This window comes from Nocardia sp. NPDC001965 (assembly GCF_053594175.1).
Map to the genome: position 1 here is coordinate 390,895 of NZ_JBSFDZ010000001.1, position 19,285 is coordinate 410,179.

Sequence of the window (19,285 nt, forward strand, 5' to 3'; positions counted from 1 at the left end):
AGTTCCGGTTACTGATTTCTGCTGCCGGGCTCCTTGGCCACGGCGGCGAGATGTTCGGCGATCCGGCGTGCCACCGGCCGCGACTCCAGATGCAGCCGGCCGATATTCACTTCGGGGGCCGCCAGCACGGTCAGCGATGCCCAGCCGGCCGCGTAGATCACCACATGCCCACCGCGGCCGTCCACCACGACCTCCTGGAAACCGCCGCCGTGCGCGGTTTCGGCGAGCCGGTGCGACAGCGACAGCTGCGCCGCGGCCAGCGCGGCCATTCCGGTCGGTTCGATATGCCCCGGTAGATCGTGGGTCACCAGGAGCCCGTCACTGGACGCCACCAGCGCCCCGGTCAACCGGGGCACGCGTTCCCGCAGCGCCCGAAGTTCCGCTGTCACGACAGCGTTCGGTTCGGGTACGGACATCGGCACCTTGGTAAGCCTTCCCATCAATTCACCGAGCAGATTCTTACGCGCGGTCACGCGAGATCCTCCAGAGCCGCCCGGAGGCGGACGAGCAGTTCCTGGTCCACCGGCTCCCATTCGTCCCCTTCCGGAACAGGAGTGGCGTGCCGGATCCGGCGGCGCAGCGGCGGATCCGGCGCCGGTTCCGGCCCGGGGTCCGCCGGATCGGCCCCGGTGGCCACAGCGACCAGCGGCGGTTCGATCAGTCCGGCCACGGTCAGATCCCGCACTGCCTCCAGGCAGCCGTATGCCGTGCGGCCGAGGTCGCGGGCGATCCCGGTGACGCTGCGCCGATTGTCGGCGGCGGCCAGCACCTCGGCCTGGCCGCCGGTGAGCATCACCCGGCGCCGCCGGATACGCCGTACCGGGACCACCGCGGCCCGGTCGACCAGTTCCGCGGGCCACGGCCCCGAGCCGGGGTCACCGCGCCGCGCACATTCGCGGACCAGCGTCCGCGGCCGGATATGGCACACCGCCGACAGCCAATGCGCCGGCGCGGGCCGGAACTCCGAGACCACGGGTGTGGCCAGCAGGAAATAGGCCGCGTCGAAAACCGAGAGCAGCGCCAGGGTTTCCAGCAGCGGCCGGCCGAGCATGGGGCCCGGATCGCCCGAACCCGCCCGCTGCCAGTCTTCGGCACTGGCCACACCGGCCTCGACCACCAAGCGGTCGAGGCCGGTCGTGCGCGCGCAGGTGGCCGACGCGATCGTCCCGCCGGAGAGATGGAACTCCCCGTCCCCTACCTGCAGGACACCGGTCTGTCCTTCGTCCTCCAGCCGCTGTAGTTCGTCCGCGAGCTCAACGCGCATGACCGTCCTCGGCCAGATCCGCGAGGATATCGCGCAATCGGAACCGGGCCATCGCGAGATTGCCGGAGTCTTCGTCGAACAGGACGTGGACGAACAAGCGCCCGTCGAAATCACCGTCGACCAGGTTCAGCAGGTGATATCCCCCCGGACCGCAGACGATGATCTCGTTCACGTCATCGTCTTTGTCACCGGTGGTCAGTGCCGGACAGCCCAGTACCGCGCGCACCACGTCGGTGGTCGTCGCCGCGTCCTCGTGCTGATCGACCTGTTCGTGCCGCCCCGCCGAGGCCACCGCCAGACCGCTCGCCCCGTCCACCAATGTCACGCTGCGCGCGCCGGGGATGTCCATGATCCGTTCCAGACATCCGTCGATTCCGCTCACTGCGCCTCTGTCCTATTGCCGTTTCATACGTGTTTCAGATTCTTCGAAACATTACACATCGGTGGCGTTCGCCGCCTTTTGAACGCATGACCTACTCACGTACCCGGCTCGCCCGGAACGACCGCCGAGTACGGAATCTGCAGGTCCCCAACCGAGTTGGGATCGTACCCGGCGATTCGAGATCAGCGGGAATGTTTTCTCAATCTTGCACTCACAACTGGGAATCGCCTGGATCCTCCAGCTCGGGGTCACTATGTTCGGTTCATGACCGACCTGTCTCCCGGACGAGGCCGAGCGTTACTCGCCGCCGCAGTGACCGTCCTGCTGTGGGCGTCGGCGTTCGTTTTCATCCGCACCGCCGGAGCGGATTTCTCACCGGGCGCGCTGGCACTGGGCCGCACGGCCTCGGGATCGGTGGTGCTGGTGACGATTCTGCTGCTCACCGGGGCCGGCCTGCCGCCACGCCCCGCCCTGCGCGGGATCCTCGTCTCCGGACTGCTCTGGTTCGGGCTGTACATGGTGGCGTTGAACTGGGCCGAACAGCAGATCGACGCCGGCACCGCCGCACTGGTGATCAATACCGGGCCGGTACTGATCGCCCTACTCGGCGGCCTCTTTCTCGGCGAGGGCTTCCCGAAGCGATTGATGACCGGTATCGGGGTGGCGTTCACCGGAGCGGCGGTCGTCGGACTGGCCGGTTCCGAAGGCGCGGCCACTGTTCTGGGCGTCGCGCTGTGTGTCGTGGCGGCAGCCGCCTGGGCAGTCGCGGTGCTGGCGCAGAAACCCGCGCTAGCACACGGTTCGGCGCTGCAGGTGACGACCGGCGGCTGCGTTGTCGGCACCATCGCCTGCCTGCCGTTCACCGGTCAGTTGATCACCGAGGTGGCCGCCGCGCCGCTCCCGGCGACCCTGAGTCTGATCTACCTCGGGGTGTTCCCGACCGCCGTCGCTTTCACCACCTGGGCGTACGCCCTGGCGCGCATGACCGCGGGCCAGGTCGGCGCCACCACTTACGCGGTACCGGCGCTCGTGGTGGTGATGTCCTGGCTGTCGATCGGCGAGGTACCCGGCTCACTGACATTGGCGGGCGGGGCACTGTGCCTGACCGGCGTCGCGATCACCCGCCGGCGCCCTCGCCGCCGAAACGACCCGTCCCGGACCACCGATCGGGACCACACCCCGGACCGGGTATGAACTCCGCCGGCCCCGCTGGACACCGGCCTTTCCGACCGCGGCCGCGGGTGCCGCTCACGCCGGAGCCCTTCCCCACCGACATCCGATCGGGACCGCCCCGACCGACAGTCCGTGAGCAACTGCGTACGGTGAACGAGAACCCAACGCATCCGGCCATCGCGACAACAAGGAGAACCTCCGTGCTCGCAGCATTCTCGATCACACCCATCGGCGCGGGCGAGAGCGTCGGAGACCAGGTCGCCGTCGCTGTCCGGGTCATCCGGGACAGCGGGCTCCCCTACCGCACCGCAGCGAGTTTCACCGAGATCGAAGGCGAATGGGACGAGGTCATGGGCGTGATCAAGGCCGCCACCGAGGCGGTGCTGGCCTTGTCCGAGCGCTGCAGCATCGTCGTCAAAGCCGATATCCGCCCGGGCCGCACGAATACCCTCTACACCAAGGTCGAGTCGATCGAACGGCGCCTCGCCGACTGACCGGCGTCCGGCTACTGCTGCGAAGCGCCATTCGGTAGCACACCACGCTTCCGGAATCCGATCACCGCGAATATCGGTTTGAGGAAGGTCCACTCGCCGAAGCGGTAGTCCGCACCGCGGACCACCCTGGCCGCGAGATCGGGCCGCATCGCGGCGAGATAGTGTCGCGCCTGCTCCGCGTGCATCGGATTCGAGACGATCTTGATCCGATCGGCGTCGCCGATCAGCGGGATCGCGTTCTCGATGTTCTCCCGGGTGGTTCGCGAGGTGGTGTCGAGAGCGACCGGACCGCCGTACCCGCGCGCCGACGCATAGTCGGCCATCAGCTCGGCTTCGGTCTTTGTGCCGCCGACGGCACCACCGCAGAACACCATGCGGCTGTCGCGCCTGTCATCGAGGGAACGCAATGCGGCACGCACCCGCCACCGGTTGAGCGCGTTGACCGTCGGTGCGACGTTCCGACAGCCCAGCACGACGATCACCTCGTTCGGCCCCGTCGCGGATCCGAGGCACCGGCGCGAGGACCGCCAGTTCACCCACTCGCCCCAGCCGAGAACGACGGCACCGGCGACCGAGAGAATCCGTGAGGTCCGCACAACGAGACAGATCATAGCGGTGCCACCGTCGTTCAGCCCGTGACCGGTGCGGGGATGTCACCGGGGCTCTCGGGCGGCCGGTCACCGGCGAGACGAACGGTGGTGATCCTCAGGAAGAGCTGCACGAGCGGGCCCATCACCACCGCGATCAGCACGGTTCCGAACCCGACCGTCCCACCCAGGAGCCATCCGATCGTCAGGACGATCACCTCGATACCGGTGCGTACCATCCAGATCGGCTTGCCCGTCACACGTACCGCGCCCGTCATCAGGCCGTCGCGCGGCCCCGGCCCGAACCGGGCACCCAGATACACCGCGTCGAACCATGTCAGCATCATCACCCCCACGGCGTAGCAGAGCAGCCGCTGCGGCAGCGTTGTCGGCGTGGGGAGCGCGACCGCGGCCAGATCCGCGGCGGTGCCGACCAGGACGACGTTCAGCACGGTCCCCAGTCCCGGAAGTTCGCGCAGCGGGATCCAGAACAGCAGTACGACGACAGCGATGAGGTTGGTGGCCCGGCCGAACGTCAGTCCGGAATGCAGCGATACTCCTTCGGCGAGGATATTCCAGCTGGAGGCACCCAGCGACGATTCGACCAGCAGGGTGAGCGATACCCCGTACCCGACCAGGCCGAGCAGCAGCTGCGCCAGTCGCCGGATCTTCTTCTCCGCACGCAACTGTTCGACGGCGTTCATGCGGCGCGCGACGAAATGGCCGGTGTTATCGGCTCGGCGCGTAACGGTCATCGTTCTCCCTTGCTGCGATCCGGTACCCCGGGCGACCCCGCGGTACTCGATCTTGCTCGGGATCCGCTCCGGCCGAAATAGCCAGATGGGAGAGACCGGACCCCTCGGGGCCGGATGCCGGTGGCTGCTGCGGGCGATCTCAGCCGCTGTCGGCACCGTATTCGCGGACGACGCACAAGTACTCGGTGATGGCATCGCGGTTTCGCTCGAGACAGCGGATCCGTTCGTCCATCCGTTCCCGTTCGCCCTCGAGCGTCGCCAGCATCTCCGGCGTGGCATCCGGGAAATAGATGGTGCGCGGTTTGTCCAGGCACGGCAGGATCTGTTTGATGATCCGGGTCGGCAATCCGGCGTCGAGCAGACCGCGGATCTGCAGGACACGGTCGACGAACCGGTCGTCGTAGCTGCGGTAACCGTTCGCGCACCGCTGGGCAGCGATCAGGCCCTGTTCCTCGTAGTAGCGCAGCAGCCGGCGTGACGTACCGGTGCGTTCTGACAGTTCGCCGATTCTCATCCCACCGACCTCGAGAGCAAGACTTGACCTTCACATCTATGTGAAGCTTCGACGATAGCCGAATGGACAACGAACTGTTCGAGTACAGCGCCATCGTCGACCGCGACCCGATCCGGTGGCCGGACGACGCCCGAGTGGCGTTCTATGTGGGTCTCAATATCGAGCACTATCAGGTCGACCTGCCCTCCACCAGTATCTTCGCCGGTACGGCAGGACAGGTCCCCGATCCGCTCAACTACGGCTGGCGCGACTACGGGCCCCGGGTGGGATTCTGGCGGATCCTGGAATCGCTGGACCGGCACGGCGTCCGGGCCAGCGCCCTGCTCAATTCCGATGTGGTGGAACGCTATCCGCGAATCATCGAAGCGGGCCGGCAACGCGACTGGGCCTGGCTTGCCCACGGCCGGAACAACTCGGTGCTCCAGGCCGAGATCCCGGCCGCGGACGAGCGCGCCTACCTGGCGGAAGTCCTCACCACCATCGAACGCGGCACCGGGAAGCGCCCGCGCGGCTGGATGGGGCCGGCGCTGTCCGAGAGTTTCCGGACCCCGGAACTGTTGCGAGAGCTGGGCGTCGACTACGTCCTGGACTGGACCAACGACGATCAGCCCTATCCACTCCGTGTTCCCGGCCTTCTCAGCGTCCCCTACTCGGTGGAATTGAACGACAACACCCTGTTCCTCGGCACCGGGCTCACCGGCCCCGATTTCGTCCGGATCGTCCGGGACCAGCTCGACCGGTTGTGGGCAGAATCCGCGGCGGGCGGCCGCGTACTGGCGCTGGCGCTGCATCCCTTCGTCACCGGGCAGGCGTTCCGGGCGCGGTATCTCGACGAGGCACTCGCCCATATCGTCGAACATCCCGGTGTGTGGGTCACCACCAGTGACGAGATCGCGGCACACTACGCGGCCACCCACGACAACGGGAAGATCAGAAGTACGTCCCGCTGAACGGATGCTCGTCCACCTCGAACAACGCGTCCGCGGCGGCCGCGGCGCCGGGCCGGTGCTCGGTGACCCGGCCCGCCAGCGCCAGATGCCGCCAGCGGGTGCCGCCGAGATAGGCGGCGGCCAATGCGGCGATATCGGCGGTGAGGTCGGCGGGCTCGTCCACCACACGCACGCCACCGGCCTCGATCCGGTAGGTGCCGGTATTGGCGGTCAGGATCGGGTCGGTGACCGCGACGACCACCGGCGGACCGGGGCGGTAGGCGCGGCGGGTCAGCGCGGCCGGCACATCGATCAACCGCAACCACGTCTCATCCCGGATATCGGTGACCCGCAACGCCCGTTCATCGGTCAACAGATGCCGGAGCGGAGCGTCGGGCGCGGTCGCGCTCAGCACCACCGCGTCGACGATATCGGCGCCGAGCAGATGCCGGACCAGACCGATATAGGCGTCCGGGGTCGTCGCGACCAGATCCTCCACGACCACCGTCCGGCGGGGGCCGCGCGTCCATTCGGGAGTTTCGGCGGCACGGTAACGGACGAACCCGTCCTCGGCACCCGCCTCCCCGTGCACGGCGACGTGACCGTGCCCCCGCAGCAGTTCCTGGAGCCGCCACCAGTACGGCGGACGATCGATCGCGCCGGTCCAGGTCACCGCCGCGGTGGCATAGATCTTGGCGGCGGCCTCCCAACTGTCGGCCGGTGCGACCAACCGGACCGGACCGCCCGCGGGCACGGTCTCGCGGAAGCGAGCCCGATGCACATCGATCTCACAGCGGGCCGAGGACCCGGCGACGCCGTACCCGAATCGCTCGTAGATTCCGCCCTGGGTGGCCCGCAGCGAGGCCACGACCTCTCCGCGCGCGGCGATCTCGTGGAGCTGCCGCCGCAGCAGCGCGGTCGCGATGCCCTGTCGCGTATGGGTGGACAGGACCCCGACATGGGTGACCGCGGCATGCGGTAGCCGATCCCCGCCCGGCGCCACCAGCCAGCTGGTGTAGGAGTTGACCGTCCCCACCAGCGCACCCGCGACGCGCGCGCCGAGGGTGCGGCCCGGTTCGTTCAGCGAATCGCCGATCTCCGCCGACAACGGCGGAATGCCGACCATCGCGGTGCGGAACACCTGTTGGGCGGTGTGCAGATCCGCCGGGTCGGTCAGTATGTCGATATCGACAGGCATAGCGGTCACTCCGGTGCTGGGTCGGGTTCGATGCGGATCTCCGGTCGAGTACATCCGCCCCATCCGGTGCCGCCGCTCGTCATATCGGGCGCAACGCTAGATCGTGCACGGGGCCGCGCCCGGTGCCGCATCCGCCGTCAGACCCGGGCGGGTCTCCGGTACCGGATCCCACCGTCCTTCGGTGCGGGCGTACTCCCAGCGCGGCCCACACGCGACCAGAGACCGCACCGCGTCGAGCAGCCGATCGATATCGGCGGCGGTGGTGCCGAGTCCGATACTCGCGCGCAACGCGGCGTCGATACCGAAACGGGCCAGCAGCGGATGCGCGCAGAAACGGCCGTCGCGCACGCCGATCGCATGTTCCGCGGACAGATAGGCCGCGACCCGGCCCGGTTCGAAGCCGGCGACGGTGAAGGCCACGATTCCGACGCAATCGGGGCTGTCGGCCCAGATCCGCAGGCACCGGACACCGTCGATGCCCGCCAGTCCGCTACGCAACCGGTGGGTGAGCGCGCACTCGTGCTCCTCGGCGGAGTCCGCGAGTCCGGTGAGCGCGTCACACGCCGCGGCCAGCGCCGCAGCGCCCAGTACATTCGGTGATCCGCCCTCGTGCCGGTGCGGAGCGAGCGCCCATGCGGCGCCGGCCGTGGTGACCTCGGTGACCGCGCCACCGCCCGCCAGATACGGCGGTGCCGCATCGAGCCAGTCCCGGCGCCCGGCCAGCACCCCGGCGCCGAACGGCGCGTACAACTTGTGCCCGGACAGGGCCAGATAGTCGATGCCCGTGGCGCACAGATCGATACGCCGGTGCGGTGCCAGTTGCGCGGCGTCCACCACGATCCGCGCACCGTGGCGATGCGCGAGCGCGGTCAGTTCGGCCAGCGGGAGCAGTTCACCGGTGACATTCGACGCGCCCGTCACCGCCAGCAGCGCGGCGGGTTGCGCGCCCAGTTCGGCATCGAGACGGCCGATGGTGGCGGCCAGCGAATCGGCCGCGGACACCACCCGGCGGCCGCGGCGGGCCCAGGGCAGGAAATTCGCGTGATGTTCGATATCGAGTACCACGGTGTCACCGGGCACACAGCCGGCCAGCAGATTCAGCGCATCAGTGGTGTTGCGGGTGAACACCACCTCCTGGTCGACGGCGCAGTGCAGAAAATCGCGCACCGTTTCCCGGGCGGTCTCGTAGCACCGGGTGGAGATCCGCGACGCGTAGCCCGCGCCCCGATGAACACTCGCGTAGTACGGCAGCAGCCCCGCGACCCGGTCGGCCACCTCCCCGAGTGCCGGGGCGCTGGCCGCGTAGTCGAAGTCGGCGTAGGCGCGGGTACCGCCCTGCACCAGCGGAACCTGCAGATCGCCACCGGATACCCGGGTGCGGGCGCAGGTGGGGTCGAGTACAGCGGTCATCATGTCATCCCTTCGTGGAGGGACTCCGGATCGCGAGTGAACGGAGTCCGCGCTTGCCGCGCTCGGTCGAGCGTCGGCCAGGTCGTCACCCGGGGCACCCCACCGCGGAGGAGGGTTGCCGGCCAGCAAGCCGGGGCTACACGCTGGCACTCATGACCTGGTGCGAGGTTGTCAGACGTCCTCCGGCTTGTCAACTCGCACTCGCGTGCTCCGCGTCCGCGGTTCGCGGCGACTCCACGTGTTCCGTTCCGGCCTCGAACCGACCGGCACGGCCACCAGGCCCGTATCCGCGTGCCGGATACGGGCCTGAAACGTCCGGAGGCGCGCCGGTCGACGGCCGCGCGAATCGCTCACGAGCCGTAGAACGGATCACCCTCGACCGATTCCGACCGGCGGCCGTCCACGCCCCGCGGGATATCGCCCTCGATCGTCACCCGGTAGAGCACCCGGTCGTGCCCGAGATGCCCGGCATCCGGGATGGCCAGATGCGCGGTCGCCCGGTTGTCCCAGAACGCCACACTGCCCGGTTGCCAGCGGAATCGGACGGTGTACTCGGTCCGCGTCGCCTCTTCCCAGAGCGCATCGAGCAGATGCGAGCTCAGGCGCGGCCCGAGATTGCGGATGTTCTTCGCCCGGCGGGTGAAGCCGGGACTCACGAACAGAGCCCGCTCACCGGTTTCCGGATGCACCCGGACCACCGGGTGGAAGGTGCGCAGCGGATTGCTCTCAATTGCCTCGGCCCGGCTGCTGCGCCGGACGGCGCGATTGTCGAAGGTGTGTTCGGCGTTCAGGTTGTCCAGGAAATCGCGCAGTTCGGCAGGCAGGTTCTCATAGGCCGCCACAAGATTCGTCCACGCGGTGTCCCCGCCGTAGGGCGGCAGGATATCGGCCCGCAGGATCGAGAAGGCGGGCGGATTCACCAGAGCGGTGACGTCGGTATGCCAGCTGCTGTCATAGGAAGTGCGTTTACGCCCGTACTGCACGTCGTAGCGACGGCTGTCGATCGGCAGGATCTCGGGAAATCCCTCCGGCGGATTGTCCTCGTACGGATGGGCCGGGGTCACCTTGCCGAATCGGCGCGCGAATGCGATCTGTTCCGCATGCCCGATGGTCTGGTCGCGGAAGAACACGACCTTCCACTTCAGCAGTGCCTGCCGTATCTCGGCGATCACTTCGTCGGACAGCTCCTGGCCGAGGTCCACACCGGCGATCTCGGCACCGGTGTACCCCGACTGTGGCAACACGGTGATCGCCGGTGTCACGGAAATAGGTTCTGTCGCTGAAATTGTCATCGGAAACCACCGCCTGATTCGCCCGGAGAAGATTGCGACGCAAGGCTATGCCCGGCCCGGTGGATCACCTGCCTATTGGGATCGGCAAGATTTTCTGCACCATCGGTCGAGCTCGTCTTCAATCTCTCTCGGCGATCGCGAATTTCGAATCATCGTGATCCGGTCCGTAGCCCGGAAAGCAGATCCGGCGCATTGTTCTCTTCGGATGCCCACCCCCGCGCCGACCGGATGCCTGCGCGCTCCCCGCACGATCCCCGAACGGAGACCATCATGTCCTATCGCGGACTGTTCCCCGGCATCGGCTGCACGGAACAGGCCGGCACGGGAATTCCCGGCTCGCATCCGGCGCGGTCCGGCGGCCGCGCCGTCTCGTTCGATCAATTCCGGGAAACAGCGCGACCGGCGCGGTCCGGCGGCCGAGCGATGCCGAATGTGGTGCCGAGTTCCGATCCGCATTTCACCGTCTATCCGGAATCCACTGTCCGGCAGCGATTCGCGCTGCCCGGGGCTCTACCGGTCGGCTGACCGTACACCGCAATCGAACAGGAGCCGCCCGAATGGCCGAATATCTCTGGTACATCCCGAATCAGGTGACACCCGGGCATCGCGGTGACGCGGTAACCGCCGACCACAACAGCCTGGAGACATTGACCGCCCAGGCGAGGGCGCTCGAAGATCACGGCTGGCGGGGCGCGTTGATCGGTACCGGCTGGGGCAGGCCGGACACCTTCACCGTCGCGACCGCGCTCGCGTCCCGGACCACGACCTTCGAACCACTGGTCGCGATCCGGCCCGGCTACTGGCAGCCCGCCCACTTCGCTTCCGCCGCCGCGAGTCTCGACCATCTGACGGGCGGCCGGTTGCGGATCAATATCGTCTCCGGCAAGGACGATCTCGCGGCCTACGGCGCGGCCGAGGAGGACCAGGCCGACCGCTACGGCCGCACCCGGGAATTCATCCAGCTGGTCCGCCGGCTGTGGACCGAGGAAAATGTCACCTACCGGGGCGACCACTATCAGGTGACCGGATCCACCGTCACGCCGCGGATCGAGGTACGCGCGGACCGGCCACATCCGAAATTCTATTTCGGTGGTGCGTCGGCTGCCGCCGAGCGGGTGGCCGCGACCGAGGCCGATGTGCAGTTGTTCTGGGGCGAGCCGCTGGCCGGAGTGCGCGAGCGCATCGACCGGTTGCGCGCGTCGAGTAACGATCTCGGCCGTGCGCTGCCGCCGCTGGAATTCGGTCTGCGGATCACCACATTCGTCCGTGACACCACCGAACAGGCGTGGGCCGAAGCCGAGGCGAAGGTCGCCGAGATGGCGAAGAAGCACGACCCCGGGGCACCCCGCCGGGCAGCGGTCGGACAGCAGCGACTGCTCGACCTCGCCGCGCGTGGCGAGGTGCTCGACGACAACCTCTACACCACCCCGGGCACGGTCGGCGGCGGCGGCGCCGGCACCACCTGGCTGGTCGGTTCCGCCGAGGATGTCGCGAAATCATTACGCCGGTACCAGGATCTCGGGATCACCCATTTCGTTTTGTCCGATACCCCCTACCTGCCGGAGATCCGGCGGCAGGGGGAACAGCTGCTGCCGCTGCTGCGCGACTGACCGGATCAGAGGTTCAGGCCGGTCCCGTGGATGCCGTGCTCGTCGATGAGGGCGAGTTCGTCATCGGTGAGATCCGGGAACTGCAGGGCGGCGATATTGTGATCGAGCTGGGCGGTACTGCTCGCGCCGATCAGCGCCGAGGTCACTTCGGGGCGCCGCAGCACCCATTGCAACGCGAGCTGGGCCAGTGACTGACCACGGGCCGCGGCGATCTTGTCCAGTTCGGCGGTGCGGCGGCGGTAGGTCTCGTCGATCACGTCCGGAGACAGGAACGTACTGTTGGCGGCCCGGGCTTCCGCCGGGATACGTTCCAGGTACTTATCGGTCAGCAGTCCCTGTGCCAGCGGCGAGTAGACGATAGCGCCGAAACCGTCCTGCCGCGCGAGATCCAGCAGCCCGTTCTGTTCGGGGCGCCGGTCGTAGACGGAATACCGGGTCTGGTGGATGAGCAGCGGTACGCCCGCGGCACGTAGCAGTTCGGCGATCTCGTGGGTGCGCTCGGGCAGATAGTTGGAGATACCGACGTAGAGTGCCTTGCCCTGCTGTACCGCGGCCGCCAATGCGCTTACGGTCTCCTCCAACGGCGTCCCGGCGTCGGGGCTGTGGTGGTAGAAGATATCGACGTAATCGGTACCGAGATCGCGCAGGCTGTGCTCCAGCGAGTTCAGCAGCGATTTACGCGACCCTCCTTTGAGATAGGGGCTCGGACCGATCGGATTGCCGGCCTTGGTCGCCAGCACGATCTCGTCCCGGTAGGGCGCGAGATCCGTGCCGAGGACCCGGCCGAAATTCTTCTGCGCGGCCCGATGTGGTGGTCCGTAACGATCAGCGTTGTCGAAATGGGTGATTCCCAGGTCGAAGGCGTGCAGGATGATTTCGCGCTGCGTTTCGAACGGGTAGTCGGTACCGAACTTCTGCCACAACCCGAAGGAGAACGCGGGCAGATCGAGTCCGGAATCGCCGCTACGCCGGTACGGGATTTGCTCGTAGCGGTCCGCGGCGGCGGTGTAGGTCAGGTCGAAGGGGCCGTAGCTCATCCGGACAGTCGACCATCTACGCGCTCACGGAGCGATGGGTCGGCTCAGTCTGATCGAAACCTTCCGTACCCTCCCGCGTAGGCGAGTCAGGCGAGCCCGCCGTTCACATAGAGCACCTGCCCATCGACCCACCGGGCGGGACCCGCAAGGAAAGCCACGGTCTCCGCGATATCGCCCGGTTCACCGAGTCGCTCCAGCGGTGACAGCCGGGCCAGCTGATCGATCACGGCATCGTCCTTGCCGTCCAGGAACAGCGGAGTCGCGGTCGGGCCGGGGGCGACCACGTTGACCGTCACATCGCGACCGCGCAGTTCCCGCGCAAGGATCAGCGTCATCGCCTCCACCGCACCTTTGGTGGCCGCGTACGCGGCATAACCGGGCTGCTGGAGCCGGATCACCGAGGACGAGAAATTGATCAGCGCTCCGCCCGGGTTCAGGGCACGCGCCGCCAACTGCGATACGACGAAAGTGCCGCGCACATTGGTGCGCTGCATCCGGTCGAAGGCATCGAGGTCGAATTCGGCCACCGGACCGAGCGTCATGATGCCCGCGGTATTCACCACTACATCGATCCCGCCGAAGCGGTCGCCGATCTCGGCGAACAGCTGTTCCATCCGGTCGGAATCGGCGATATCGCCGCCCATCGCCACCGCGGTCCCGCCGCAGCCGGTGACGGCGGACACGACCTCTTCGGCCCGTGCGGCATTACCCGCGTAGTGCACGACCACGGTCATTCCGTCGGCGGCGAGGCGTTCGGCCACGGCCCGTCCGATACCACCGGAGCCTCCGGTCACCAGGGCGATGCGATCGGACGACGTGGGCAAGGACACCTCCTGCGAGTTCACCGGCGTGCGGCCCGGCCGGCGGACCGCACGAGTTCAGCGTCGATCCTCGCATCGGTGGTCGTGATCGACCGGCGACACGCGGGCCGGCAGCCGAGCGGCCCCTCGACCCACCGCGGCACCCGCGGCAGCACACGGACCGCTTCCGCCGCCACACCGGGACCGACCGGGTATCAGCGCAACGGGAAGCCCCGGGCCGCCAGCGATTCACGGAGCCGGTCCCGGCCCTTCAGCGATTCCGCCGATGCCAGCCGCGCCAGGACCCGGTCGGTCCACGAATGGTCCAGGCCCTGTTCGGCATAGAACTGTGCGATGCGCTGCTCGTAGTCGTCGATTCGGCTGGGCTGCGCGGACCGGTAGGTCTCCTCGTGCAGTACCGCGGCCTGCGGCAGGCGTGGTTTGACCCGGGCGTTCTCCGCCGGATCGGGCCGGCCCACCACCAGACCGACCACCGCGAACACGCCGGAAGGTAACGCCAGCTCGGCCGCCACCTGTTCCGGGTTGTTCCGGATCGCGCCGATGTAGACAGTGCCCAGACCCAGCGATTCCGCCGCGACCACAGCGTTCTGCGCGGCCAGTGCCGCGTCCAGGAAGGCGACGTAGCTGGACTCCAGATAGTCGGCCCCGTCCAGCGGCGCACCCCGTTCGGCAGCGAGACCACGCAACCGGGCCAGATCTGCTGTCCACACCAGCAGCAGCGGCGCCTGCCGGATCTGTTCCTGCTCCCCGGCCAGTGCCGCCAGCCGGGCCTTGCGTTCCGGGTCGCGGACCGCGACCACGCTCCACACCTGGAGGTTGGAGGAAGTGGGAGCGGACTGGGCGGCCGAGATCAGCAGCTCGAGTACGCCGTCGGGCAGCGGATCGGGCAGGTAACGGCGGACGGATCGGTGCTCGTGCAGAACCTGGAGCACCGGATTCCATTCGGCCGGGGCCGTCGGCGCGGGATCACGGTAGCGCTGGGCCACCACCTGGTCCGGAGACGGAGCGAGCTGGGTCATGGTGTCATCGTCGCCGCACGGGCCGGGTGCGGTCAGCGGTTGGCCGCACCTCGAGCCGAAACCCGCGGTCGGCCGCATCACGCCCGGCGCTCAGGCCCCGGACAGATCCTCGGACAGGTCCCGCGCTTCGACACCCTCGGGCAACCGGACTTCTTCGATCGGTTCCGGCCGGTCGTCGTATTCCAGACGCAACGCCCGGCAGATCGTCGCGTGCATGTCGTACAGGGTGGTGATGTAGGTGAGTTCCAGGATCTCCTGATCACTCAGCGCCGCCCGCAACGCCGCGAACACTTCGTCGGGCACCCGGCCGCCGTCGTGGACGAGCGCGTCGGTGTAGGCCAATACCGCCCGTTCGAGCGGTGTGAAAGCATCGCTGATCTGCCAGTGCGGGATCGCGGCGATCTTTTCCTCGGGTACCCCGAGTGAGCGCATCTGCTTGCAATGCTGGGAGAAGACGAACTGGCTACCGCGGGCGAATCCGGCCCGGCACTGCCCGAGTTCGCGCAGGCTGGGATCGAGAGTCGCGTTGCGGTACACCGCGAAACCCCGGACCGCGTGCCGGAAGACATCGGGTGACTGGGCGAACACGGTCCACCAGTCGCCGGGGGTGGCGTGGACGGTACCGTGGTCGACGGCCGGATCCCGGTCGGGTCCGAACAGCCGGTCGTAATAGAACAGGATCCGTTCGTCGGTGACCTCGGCACGCGGAATTTCCCGCAATCTGGGCAAGGTGGGCTCCTTTTCGGCTTTTCGGCTCAGTACGCCGCGGGGACGCGGCGGTCGGCGACGGTCTTCGGTTCGTGCGAGATATCCGCTTCGGTGAAGGTGCGTGTCCAGCAGGCGAATTCGAGCAGTACCCCGTCCGGGTCCTGGAAGTAGAACGAACGCACGAAGGTCCCGGGATGCACCTCCCGCGATACCCCGGCGCGGCTGTCGTCGTGATTGAGCACGCGACTGACCTCGATACCTTGGGCGCGCAACCGCTCGTAGTATTCGTCGAATTTCTCCGGCGGGACGGCGAAGGCGACATGGTTCATCGAGCCCACCGCGCTGACGAGCTCACCCGCGTCGGGCAACCCCCTGGGTGCCGCCACACCCGGCGCTGCGTCGGGCGCGTCGGCCAGCCAGAAGAAGGCGAGCGTATTGCCGTTGCCGCAGTCGAAGAAGAAATGCTGACCCAGATCCCCGGGTAGTTCGATGGTCTTGATCAACGGCATACCGAGTACGCCGGTGTAGAAGTCGATGGTCCGGCGCATATCGGAGCACACCAGCGCCAGATGATTGATCCCGCGTAGCTCGTACCTCGGGTCGGTGTCGTTCATCGCGTTCCTTCCTGTGGGCGACAATGTCGCGTAGGCGGCAGCTCAGGCGGCCGCAGGAGGAGCGGAACATGACTTGACAGTCATGTCAGCTTCCGGAATAGTCTGTCCCGTGGCGAAGTCATCTGTCAACAGCTCTCCCGCCCCGGTCGACACACTGACCCCCCGGGGACGCAAGACGCGTGACGCACTACTGGACGCGGCACGCACCATCTTCGAGACGGTCGGTTTCCTGGACGCGCGGGTGGAGCAGATCGCCCAGGAAGCCGGGGTCTCCTACGGCACCTTCTATCGATACTTCGAATCGAAGGACGATGTCTTCGGAGAACTCAGCAATCGTCTCTTCGAGGATATGCACCGGCGCGAGCCCGCCGCGGCCGGCCTGCCCCCCGCCGAACGACTGATCGCCTCGAACAGGTCGTATTACCAGGCCTACCGGCGCAACGCGCCCATGATGGCGATCATCGAACAGGTCGCGACCTTCAACGACGAATTCCGCCTGCTCCGGCACGAGCACCGCCGACAGCTCATCGATCGCACAGCACGCGCGATCGCCCGCTGGCAGTCCGAGGGTCTCGTCCCCGCCGGGCTCGATCCCGAACTGGCCGCCCGCGCCATGTCCGCGATGGTGGATCACACCCTCTACCTGTGGCTGATCCAGGGTGAGGACGCCGACGAGGAGGCATTGCTCGACACTCTCGATCGAATGTGTGTGGGCGCACTGCATCTCGATCGAACGCCCTGACCGGCGCCACCGCGTCGTACCGCACGAATCCGGCTTCTCCCGCGGGACATCCCGACGGTCCGACACCTCGTTCGTTACGACAGCCACTCCCCTGCCGTTCCGAGGAGGCAAGTATGACAACGGATTCGCCGGCCGGCGCGGACGCGCCGTTACGCGGCCCGCTCGAGGGCTATCGCGTACTGGAACTCGGCACGCTGATCGCGGGCCCCTATTGTGGCCGTCTGCTCGGCGATCTGGGCGCCGACGTCATCAAGATCGAAGCACCGGACCGCCCCGATCCGCTGCGCGAATGGGGCCAGGCCGAAGGCGGGCACCAGTATTTCTGGACGGTCCATGCCCGCAACAAACGCTGTATCGGGATCGATCTGCGGACCGACGCGGGCCGTGCGGTGTTCCTCGACCTGGTCCGCACCGCCGATGTGGTGGTGGAGAGTTTCCGGCCCGGCACCCTGGAGCGCTGGGGTCTCGGCTACGACGTCCTGGCGGCGATCACACCCGGTCTCGTCCTCGCCCGGGTCTCCGGCTACGGCCAGACCGGTCCGTACGCCGCACGGCCCGGTTACGCATCGGTCGCCGAGGGCATCAGCGGTCTCCGATATCTGAACGGGTTCCCCGGTCAGGCCCCGCCCCGAATCGCCCTGTCCCTCGGCGACAGCCTCGCCGGTATGTTCGCCTTCCAGGGCGTACTGGCCGCGCTACTGGTCCGTGAACGCACCGGACGTGGACAGATCGTCGACGCCGCCCTCACCGAGGCCTCGCTGGCGATCCAGGAGTCCACGGTGCCCGACTATCACAAGACCGGTCATATCCGGCAGCCGTCGGGCACCCGGCTGGACCGGATCGCACCGTCGAACCTGTACCGGGCGAAGGACGGTCTCTGGGTCATCATCGCGGCCAACCAGGACACCGTGTTCGCACGGCTGGCGGCGGCCATGGGCCGACCCGAACTGGCTATCGACCCCCGCTACCTCGACCACACCGCCCGCGGCCGCAACCAGGACGAACTCGACGAGATCATCGCGGCCTGGGCGGTCGAATACACCGCCGCCGAACTGATCGACCTGCTGGCCACCGCCGGTGTCGTCGCGGGGCCGGTCAATACGGTCGCCGAGGTCATGGCCGACCCGCAGTTCCGCGCCCGGGATCTGTTCGTGGATCACCACGACCCCGCGGCCGGGCCGGGCGACCCCGGATACGATCCGGTGCCGGTCAAAGGTGTCGGTATCGTGCCCAGGCTCAGCGAGACACCGGGCGGCGTCCGGTGGGGCGGGCCCAGCAGGCCCGGCACCCATACCGACGAGGTGCTGGGCGAGGTGCTCGGATACGACCCCGACCGGCTGCGCGAACTCCGCGCCCAGGGGACGGTCGCATGACCGGCGCACGACAGGTCGATATCCGTGAGGTCGCGCCGCGCGACGGCCTGCAGAACGAAGCACCTGTCCCCACCGAGGCAAAGCTCGAACTGGTGGCGGCCCTGGCCGCGACCGGGGTCGGCCGGATCGAGGTGACGTCGTTCGTCTCCCCTCGTGCGATACCGGCACTGGCCGATGCCGAACTGGTCGCGTCCCAGCTGCATCGCTGGCCGGATATCGCGTTCTCCGCGCTGGTGGCCGGAATCGGCGGAGTCCGGCGGGCGCTGGCCGCGGGCGTGACCCGGCTCGAGTACGTGGTGTCGGCGTCCGACGGGCACAGTCTCGCCAATGTCGGTCGCACCAGCGCGGAGTCGGTGGCGTTGATCGGCTCCGTCGCCGAACTGGTCCATCGGGCAGGCGGCGAGCTGGAGGTGATCGTCGCGATCGCGTTCGACTGTCCCTTCGACGGTCCCACCCCACCACACCGGGTCGCCGAGATCGCGGCGCGGGCGGTGGCCGCCGGCGCCGACAGTCTTTCCGTCGCCGATACCGTCGGCACGGCCACGCCGCGCCGTGTCGCCGAGGTGGTCGACCTCGTCCGTGCCGCCGCCCCGGCCACCGAGCTCGGCCTGCATCTGCACAACACCCGGGGTCAGGGCCTGGCCAATGCGTGGTCGGGACATCTCCACGGGATCCGCCGGTTCGATTCCGCCGCAGGCGGTTTCGGCGGATGTCCGTTCGCTCCCGGTGCCGGTGGCAATATCGCCACCGAGGAACTGGTCTATCTGTTCGAGGACAGCGGAATCGCCACCGGGATCGACCTGGCCGCGACCTTGGATGCCGCGGCTCTGGCCGCCGGTCTGCTCGGCAGATCCGCCGACAGCAATCTGCTCCGCGCCGGTGGGCGCCTGCACCCCTCGTCCGGGTCCAGGCGCTGAGCCCACCGCGGGCCCACCGACAACCGGGACCTCGCCGAAAGTAGAGGACACACGATGAACGAACTGGCCGATCGCTTCTTCACGGCCGTCAGCAGCGGCGATATCGCGACGCTGACCGAACTGTACGATCCGGACGCCCGGATCTGGCACAACGACAAGGGCACCGCGGAAACCGTCGCCGAGAACCTGCGGGTCCTGCGCTGGCTCTCGCGCAGCCTCGAGAACATGCGCTACGAGGATATCCGCCGATACCCGCTACCGGACGGTTTCGCCCAGCAACATGTCCTGCGCGGCGAGCTCCCCGGCCATGGACCGCTCGAAGTTCCGGCGAGCCTGTTCGTCGAGGTCCGGGACGGGCGCATCGTCCGGATCGACGAATACGTCGACTCCGCGGCGACTCTGCCGCTGCGTGAGTACGCCGCCGGCCGGAAGGAGAGCTGACGACA

General features: G+C 67.9%; 23 protein-coding genes and 1 riboswitch. Of the genes, 9 read left to right on the forward strand and 14 right to left on the reverse strand.

Annotated elements, in window-relative coordinates:
- Positions 1-8: 8 nt before the first annotated feature.
- Genes ACWCPQ_RS01815 through ACWCPQ_RS01825 form a run of 3 tightly spaced genes read right to left on the reverse strand, consistent with a single transcriptional unit; the run spans position 9 to position 1,646 of the window.
- The gene (locus ACWCPQ_RS01815) at positions 9-473 is read right to left on the reverse strand and encodes a roadblock/LC7 domain-containing protein (protein ID WP_449893605.1); all 465 of its coding nucleotides are present in this window, start codon (positions 471-473) and stop codon (positions 9-11) included.
- Positions 470-1,264, reverse strand: coding sequence for a hypothetical protein (locus tag ACWCPQ_RS01820; RefSeq protein WP_449893607.1), 795 nt, complete (start codon positions 1,262-1,264; stop codon positions 470-472). Before ACWCPQ_RS01820 ends, ACWCPQ_RS01815 begins: the two co-directional genes overlap by 4 nt.
- Positions 1,254-1,646: a hypothetical protein gene (locus ACWCPQ_RS01825; RefSeq protein WP_449893609.1), complete on the reverse strand. Its 393-nt coding sequence runs from the start codon at positions 1,644-1,646 to the stop codon at positions 1,254-1,256. The genes ACWCPQ_RS01820 and ACWCPQ_RS01825 overlap by 11 nt, the downstream gene beginning before the upstream one ends.
- Before the next feature lie 264 nt (positions 1,647-1,910).
- Here ACWCPQ_RS01825 and ACWCPQ_RS01830 point away from each other — a divergent pair, with 264 nt between their 5' ends.
- Together ACWCPQ_RS01830 and ACWCPQ_RS01835 are read left to right on the forward strand one after the other, a co-directional pair.
- Complete coding sequence (locus ACWCPQ_RS01830; protein WP_449893611.1) at positions 1,911-2,840, forward strand: DMT family transporter; 930 nt, start codon at positions 1,911-1,913, stop codon at positions 2,838-2,840.
- Between the two features lie 179 nt (positions 2,841-3,019).
- Positions 3,020-3,313 carry an MTH1187 family thiamine-binding protein gene (locus ACWCPQ_RS01835; RefSeq protein ID WP_449893613.1) on the forward strand — a complete coding sequence of 98 codons (294 nt, stop codon included), beginning with the start codon at positions 3,020-3,022 and terminating at the stop codon, positions 3,311-3,313.
- Between the two features lie 11 nt (positions 3,314-3,324).
- Here ACWCPQ_RS01835 and ACWCPQ_RS01840 read toward each other — a convergent pair whose 3' ends face one another.
- The 3 genes from ACWCPQ_RS01840 to ACWCPQ_RS01850 form a co-directional block, all read right to left on the reverse strand.
- The gene (locus ACWCPQ_RS01840) at positions 3,325-3,924 is read right to left on the reverse strand and encodes a YdcF family protein (RefSeq protein ID WP_449893615.1); all 600 of its coding nucleotides are present in this window, start codon (positions 3,922-3,924) and stop codon (positions 3,325-3,327) included.
- Between the two features lie 17 nt (positions 3,925-3,941).
- Positions 3,942-4,655 carry a membrane protein YczE gene (gene yczE / locus ACWCPQ_RS01845; RefSeq protein WP_449893617.1) on the reverse strand — a complete coding sequence of 238 codons (714 nt, stop codon included), beginning with the start codon at positions 4,653-4,655 and terminating at the stop codon, positions 3,942-3,944.
- 139 nt (positions 4,656-4,794) lie between these two features.
- Positions 4,795-5,169, reverse strand: coding sequence for a MerR family transcriptional regulator (locus tag ACWCPQ_RS01850; RefSeq protein ID WP_449893619.1), 375 nt, complete (start codon positions 5,167-5,169; stop codon positions 4,795-4,797).
- Between the two features lie 62 nt (positions 5,170-5,231).
- On the opposite strand from ACWCPQ_RS01850, the gene ACWCPQ_RS01855 reads away from it, so the two are divergent.
- On the forward strand, positions 5,232-6,119 hold the full coding sequence (locus ACWCPQ_RS01855; RefSeq protein WP_449893620.1) for a polysaccharide deacetylase family protein: 888 nt from the start codon (positions 5,232-5,234) through the stop codon (positions 6,117-6,119).
- On the opposite strand, the gene ACWCPQ_RS01860 is transcribed toward ACWCPQ_RS01855, so the two are convergent.
- The 3 genes from ACWCPQ_RS01860 to ACWCPQ_RS01870 all read right to left on the reverse strand — a co-directional run bounded on the left by ACWCPQ_RS01860 (position 6,100) and on the right by ACWCPQ_RS01870 (position 9,998).
- Complete coding sequence (locus tag ACWCPQ_RS01860) at positions 6,100-7,296, reverse strand: GNAT family N-acetyltransferase (RefSeq protein WP_449893622.1); 1,197 nt, start codon at positions 7,294-7,296, stop codon at positions 6,100-6,102. The two genes, ACWCPQ_RS01855 and ACWCPQ_RS01860, sit on opposite strands and share 20 nt — an antisense overlap.
- Before the next feature lie 96 nt (positions 7,297-7,392).
- The gene (locus tag ACWCPQ_RS01865; protein WP_449893624.1) at positions 7,393-8,706 is read right to left on the reverse strand and encodes an aminotransferase class V-fold PLP-dependent enzyme; all 1,314 of its coding nucleotides are present in this window, start codon (positions 8,704-8,706) and stop codon (positions 7,393-7,395) included.
- Positions 8,707-8,750: 44 nt separating this feature from the next.
- Positions 8,751-8,864: riboswitch (SAM riboswitch) on the reverse strand.
- A 192-nt stretch (positions 8,865-9,056) separates the two neighbouring features.
- Entirely contained in the window at positions 9,057-9,998 is a 942-nt protein-coding gene (locus tag ACWCPQ_RS01870) for a TauD/TfdA dioxygenase family protein (protein ID WP_449893626.1), read from the reverse strand.
- Positions 9,999-10,268: 270 nt separating this feature from the next.
- Here ACWCPQ_RS01870 and ACWCPQ_RS01875 point away from each other — a divergent pair, with 270 nt between their 5' ends.
- Together ACWCPQ_RS01875 and ACWCPQ_RS01880 are read left to right on the forward strand one after the other, a co-directional pair.
- Positions 10,269-10,523, forward strand: coding sequence for a hypothetical protein (locus ACWCPQ_RS01875; protein ID WP_449893629.1), 255 nt, complete (start codon positions 10,269-10,271; stop codon positions 10,521-10,523).
- Between the two features lie 32 nt (positions 10,524-10,555).
- On the forward strand, positions 10,556-11,608 hold the full coding sequence (locus tag ACWCPQ_RS01880) for an LLM class flavin-dependent oxidoreductase (protein ID WP_449893631.1): 1,053 nt from the start codon (positions 10,556-10,558) through the stop codon (positions 11,606-11,608).
- Positions 11,609-11,613: 5 nt separating this feature from the next.
- Here the strand turns inward: ACWCPQ_RS01880 and ACWCPQ_RS01885 are convergent, their stop codons facing one another.
- The 5 genes from ACWCPQ_RS01885 to ACWCPQ_RS01905 form a co-directional block, all read right to left on the reverse strand.
- Complete coding sequence (locus ACWCPQ_RS01885) at positions 11,614-12,645, reverse strand: aldo/keto reductase (protein WP_449893633.1); 1,032 nt, start codon at positions 12,643-12,645, stop codon at positions 11,614-11,616.
- 86 nt (positions 12,646-12,731) lie between these two features.
- Complete coding sequence (locus ACWCPQ_RS01890; RefSeq protein WP_449893635.1) at positions 12,732-13,469, reverse strand: SDR family oxidoreductase; 738 nt, start codon at positions 13,467-13,469, stop codon at positions 12,732-12,734.
- Positions 13,470-13,660: 191 nt separating this feature from the next.
- Positions 13,661-14,485 (reverse strand): NADPH-dependent oxidoreductase, encoded by an 825-nt coding sequence (locus ACWCPQ_RS01895; protein WP_449893637.1) that lies wholly within the window; start codon positions 14,483-14,485, stop codon positions 13,661-13,663.
- A 90-nt stretch (positions 14,486-14,575) separates the two neighbouring features.
- Positions 14,576-15,214 carry a carboxymuconolactone decarboxylase family protein gene (locus ACWCPQ_RS01900; protein ID WP_449893639.1) on the reverse strand — a complete coding sequence of 213 codons (639 nt, stop codon included), beginning with the start codon at positions 15,212-15,214 and terminating at the stop codon, positions 14,576-14,578.
- A gap of 26 nt (positions 15,215-15,240) precedes the next feature.
- Complete coding sequence (locus tag ACWCPQ_RS01905; RefSeq protein ID WP_449893640.1) at positions 15,241-15,807, reverse strand: VOC family protein; 567 nt, start codon at positions 15,805-15,807, stop codon at positions 15,241-15,243.
- A gap of 109 nt (positions 15,808-15,916) precedes the next feature.
- Here ACWCPQ_RS01905 and ACWCPQ_RS01910 point away from each other — a divergent pair, with 109 nt between their 5' ends.
- From ACWCPQ_RS01910 to ACWCPQ_RS01925, 4 genes are all read left to right on the forward strand, one after another.
- Entirely contained in the window at positions 15,917-16,549 is a 633-nt protein-coding gene (locus ACWCPQ_RS01910; protein ID WP_449893642.1) for a TetR/AcrR family transcriptional regulator, read from the forward strand.
- A 113-nt stretch (positions 16,550-16,662) separates the two neighbouring features.
- Positions 16,663-17,922, forward strand: coding sequence for a CaiB/BaiF CoA transferase family protein (locus tag ACWCPQ_RS01915; protein WP_449893644.1), 1,260 nt, complete (start codon positions 16,663-16,665; stop codon positions 17,920-17,922).
- Positions 17,919-18,839: a hydroxymethylglutaryl-CoA lyase gene (locus ACWCPQ_RS01920; protein ID WP_449893646.1), complete on the forward strand. Its 921-nt coding sequence runs from the start codon at positions 17,919-17,921 to the stop codon at positions 18,837-18,839. Before ACWCPQ_RS01915 ends, ACWCPQ_RS01920 begins: the two co-directional genes overlap by 4 nt.
- A 54-nt stretch (positions 18,840-18,893) precedes the next feature.
- Complete coding sequence (locus ACWCPQ_RS01925; protein ID WP_449893647.1) at positions 18,894-19,280, forward strand: nuclear transport factor 2 family protein; 387 nt, start codon at positions 18,894-18,896, stop codon at positions 19,278-19,280.
- Positions 19,281-19,285 lie beyond the last annotated feature (5 nt).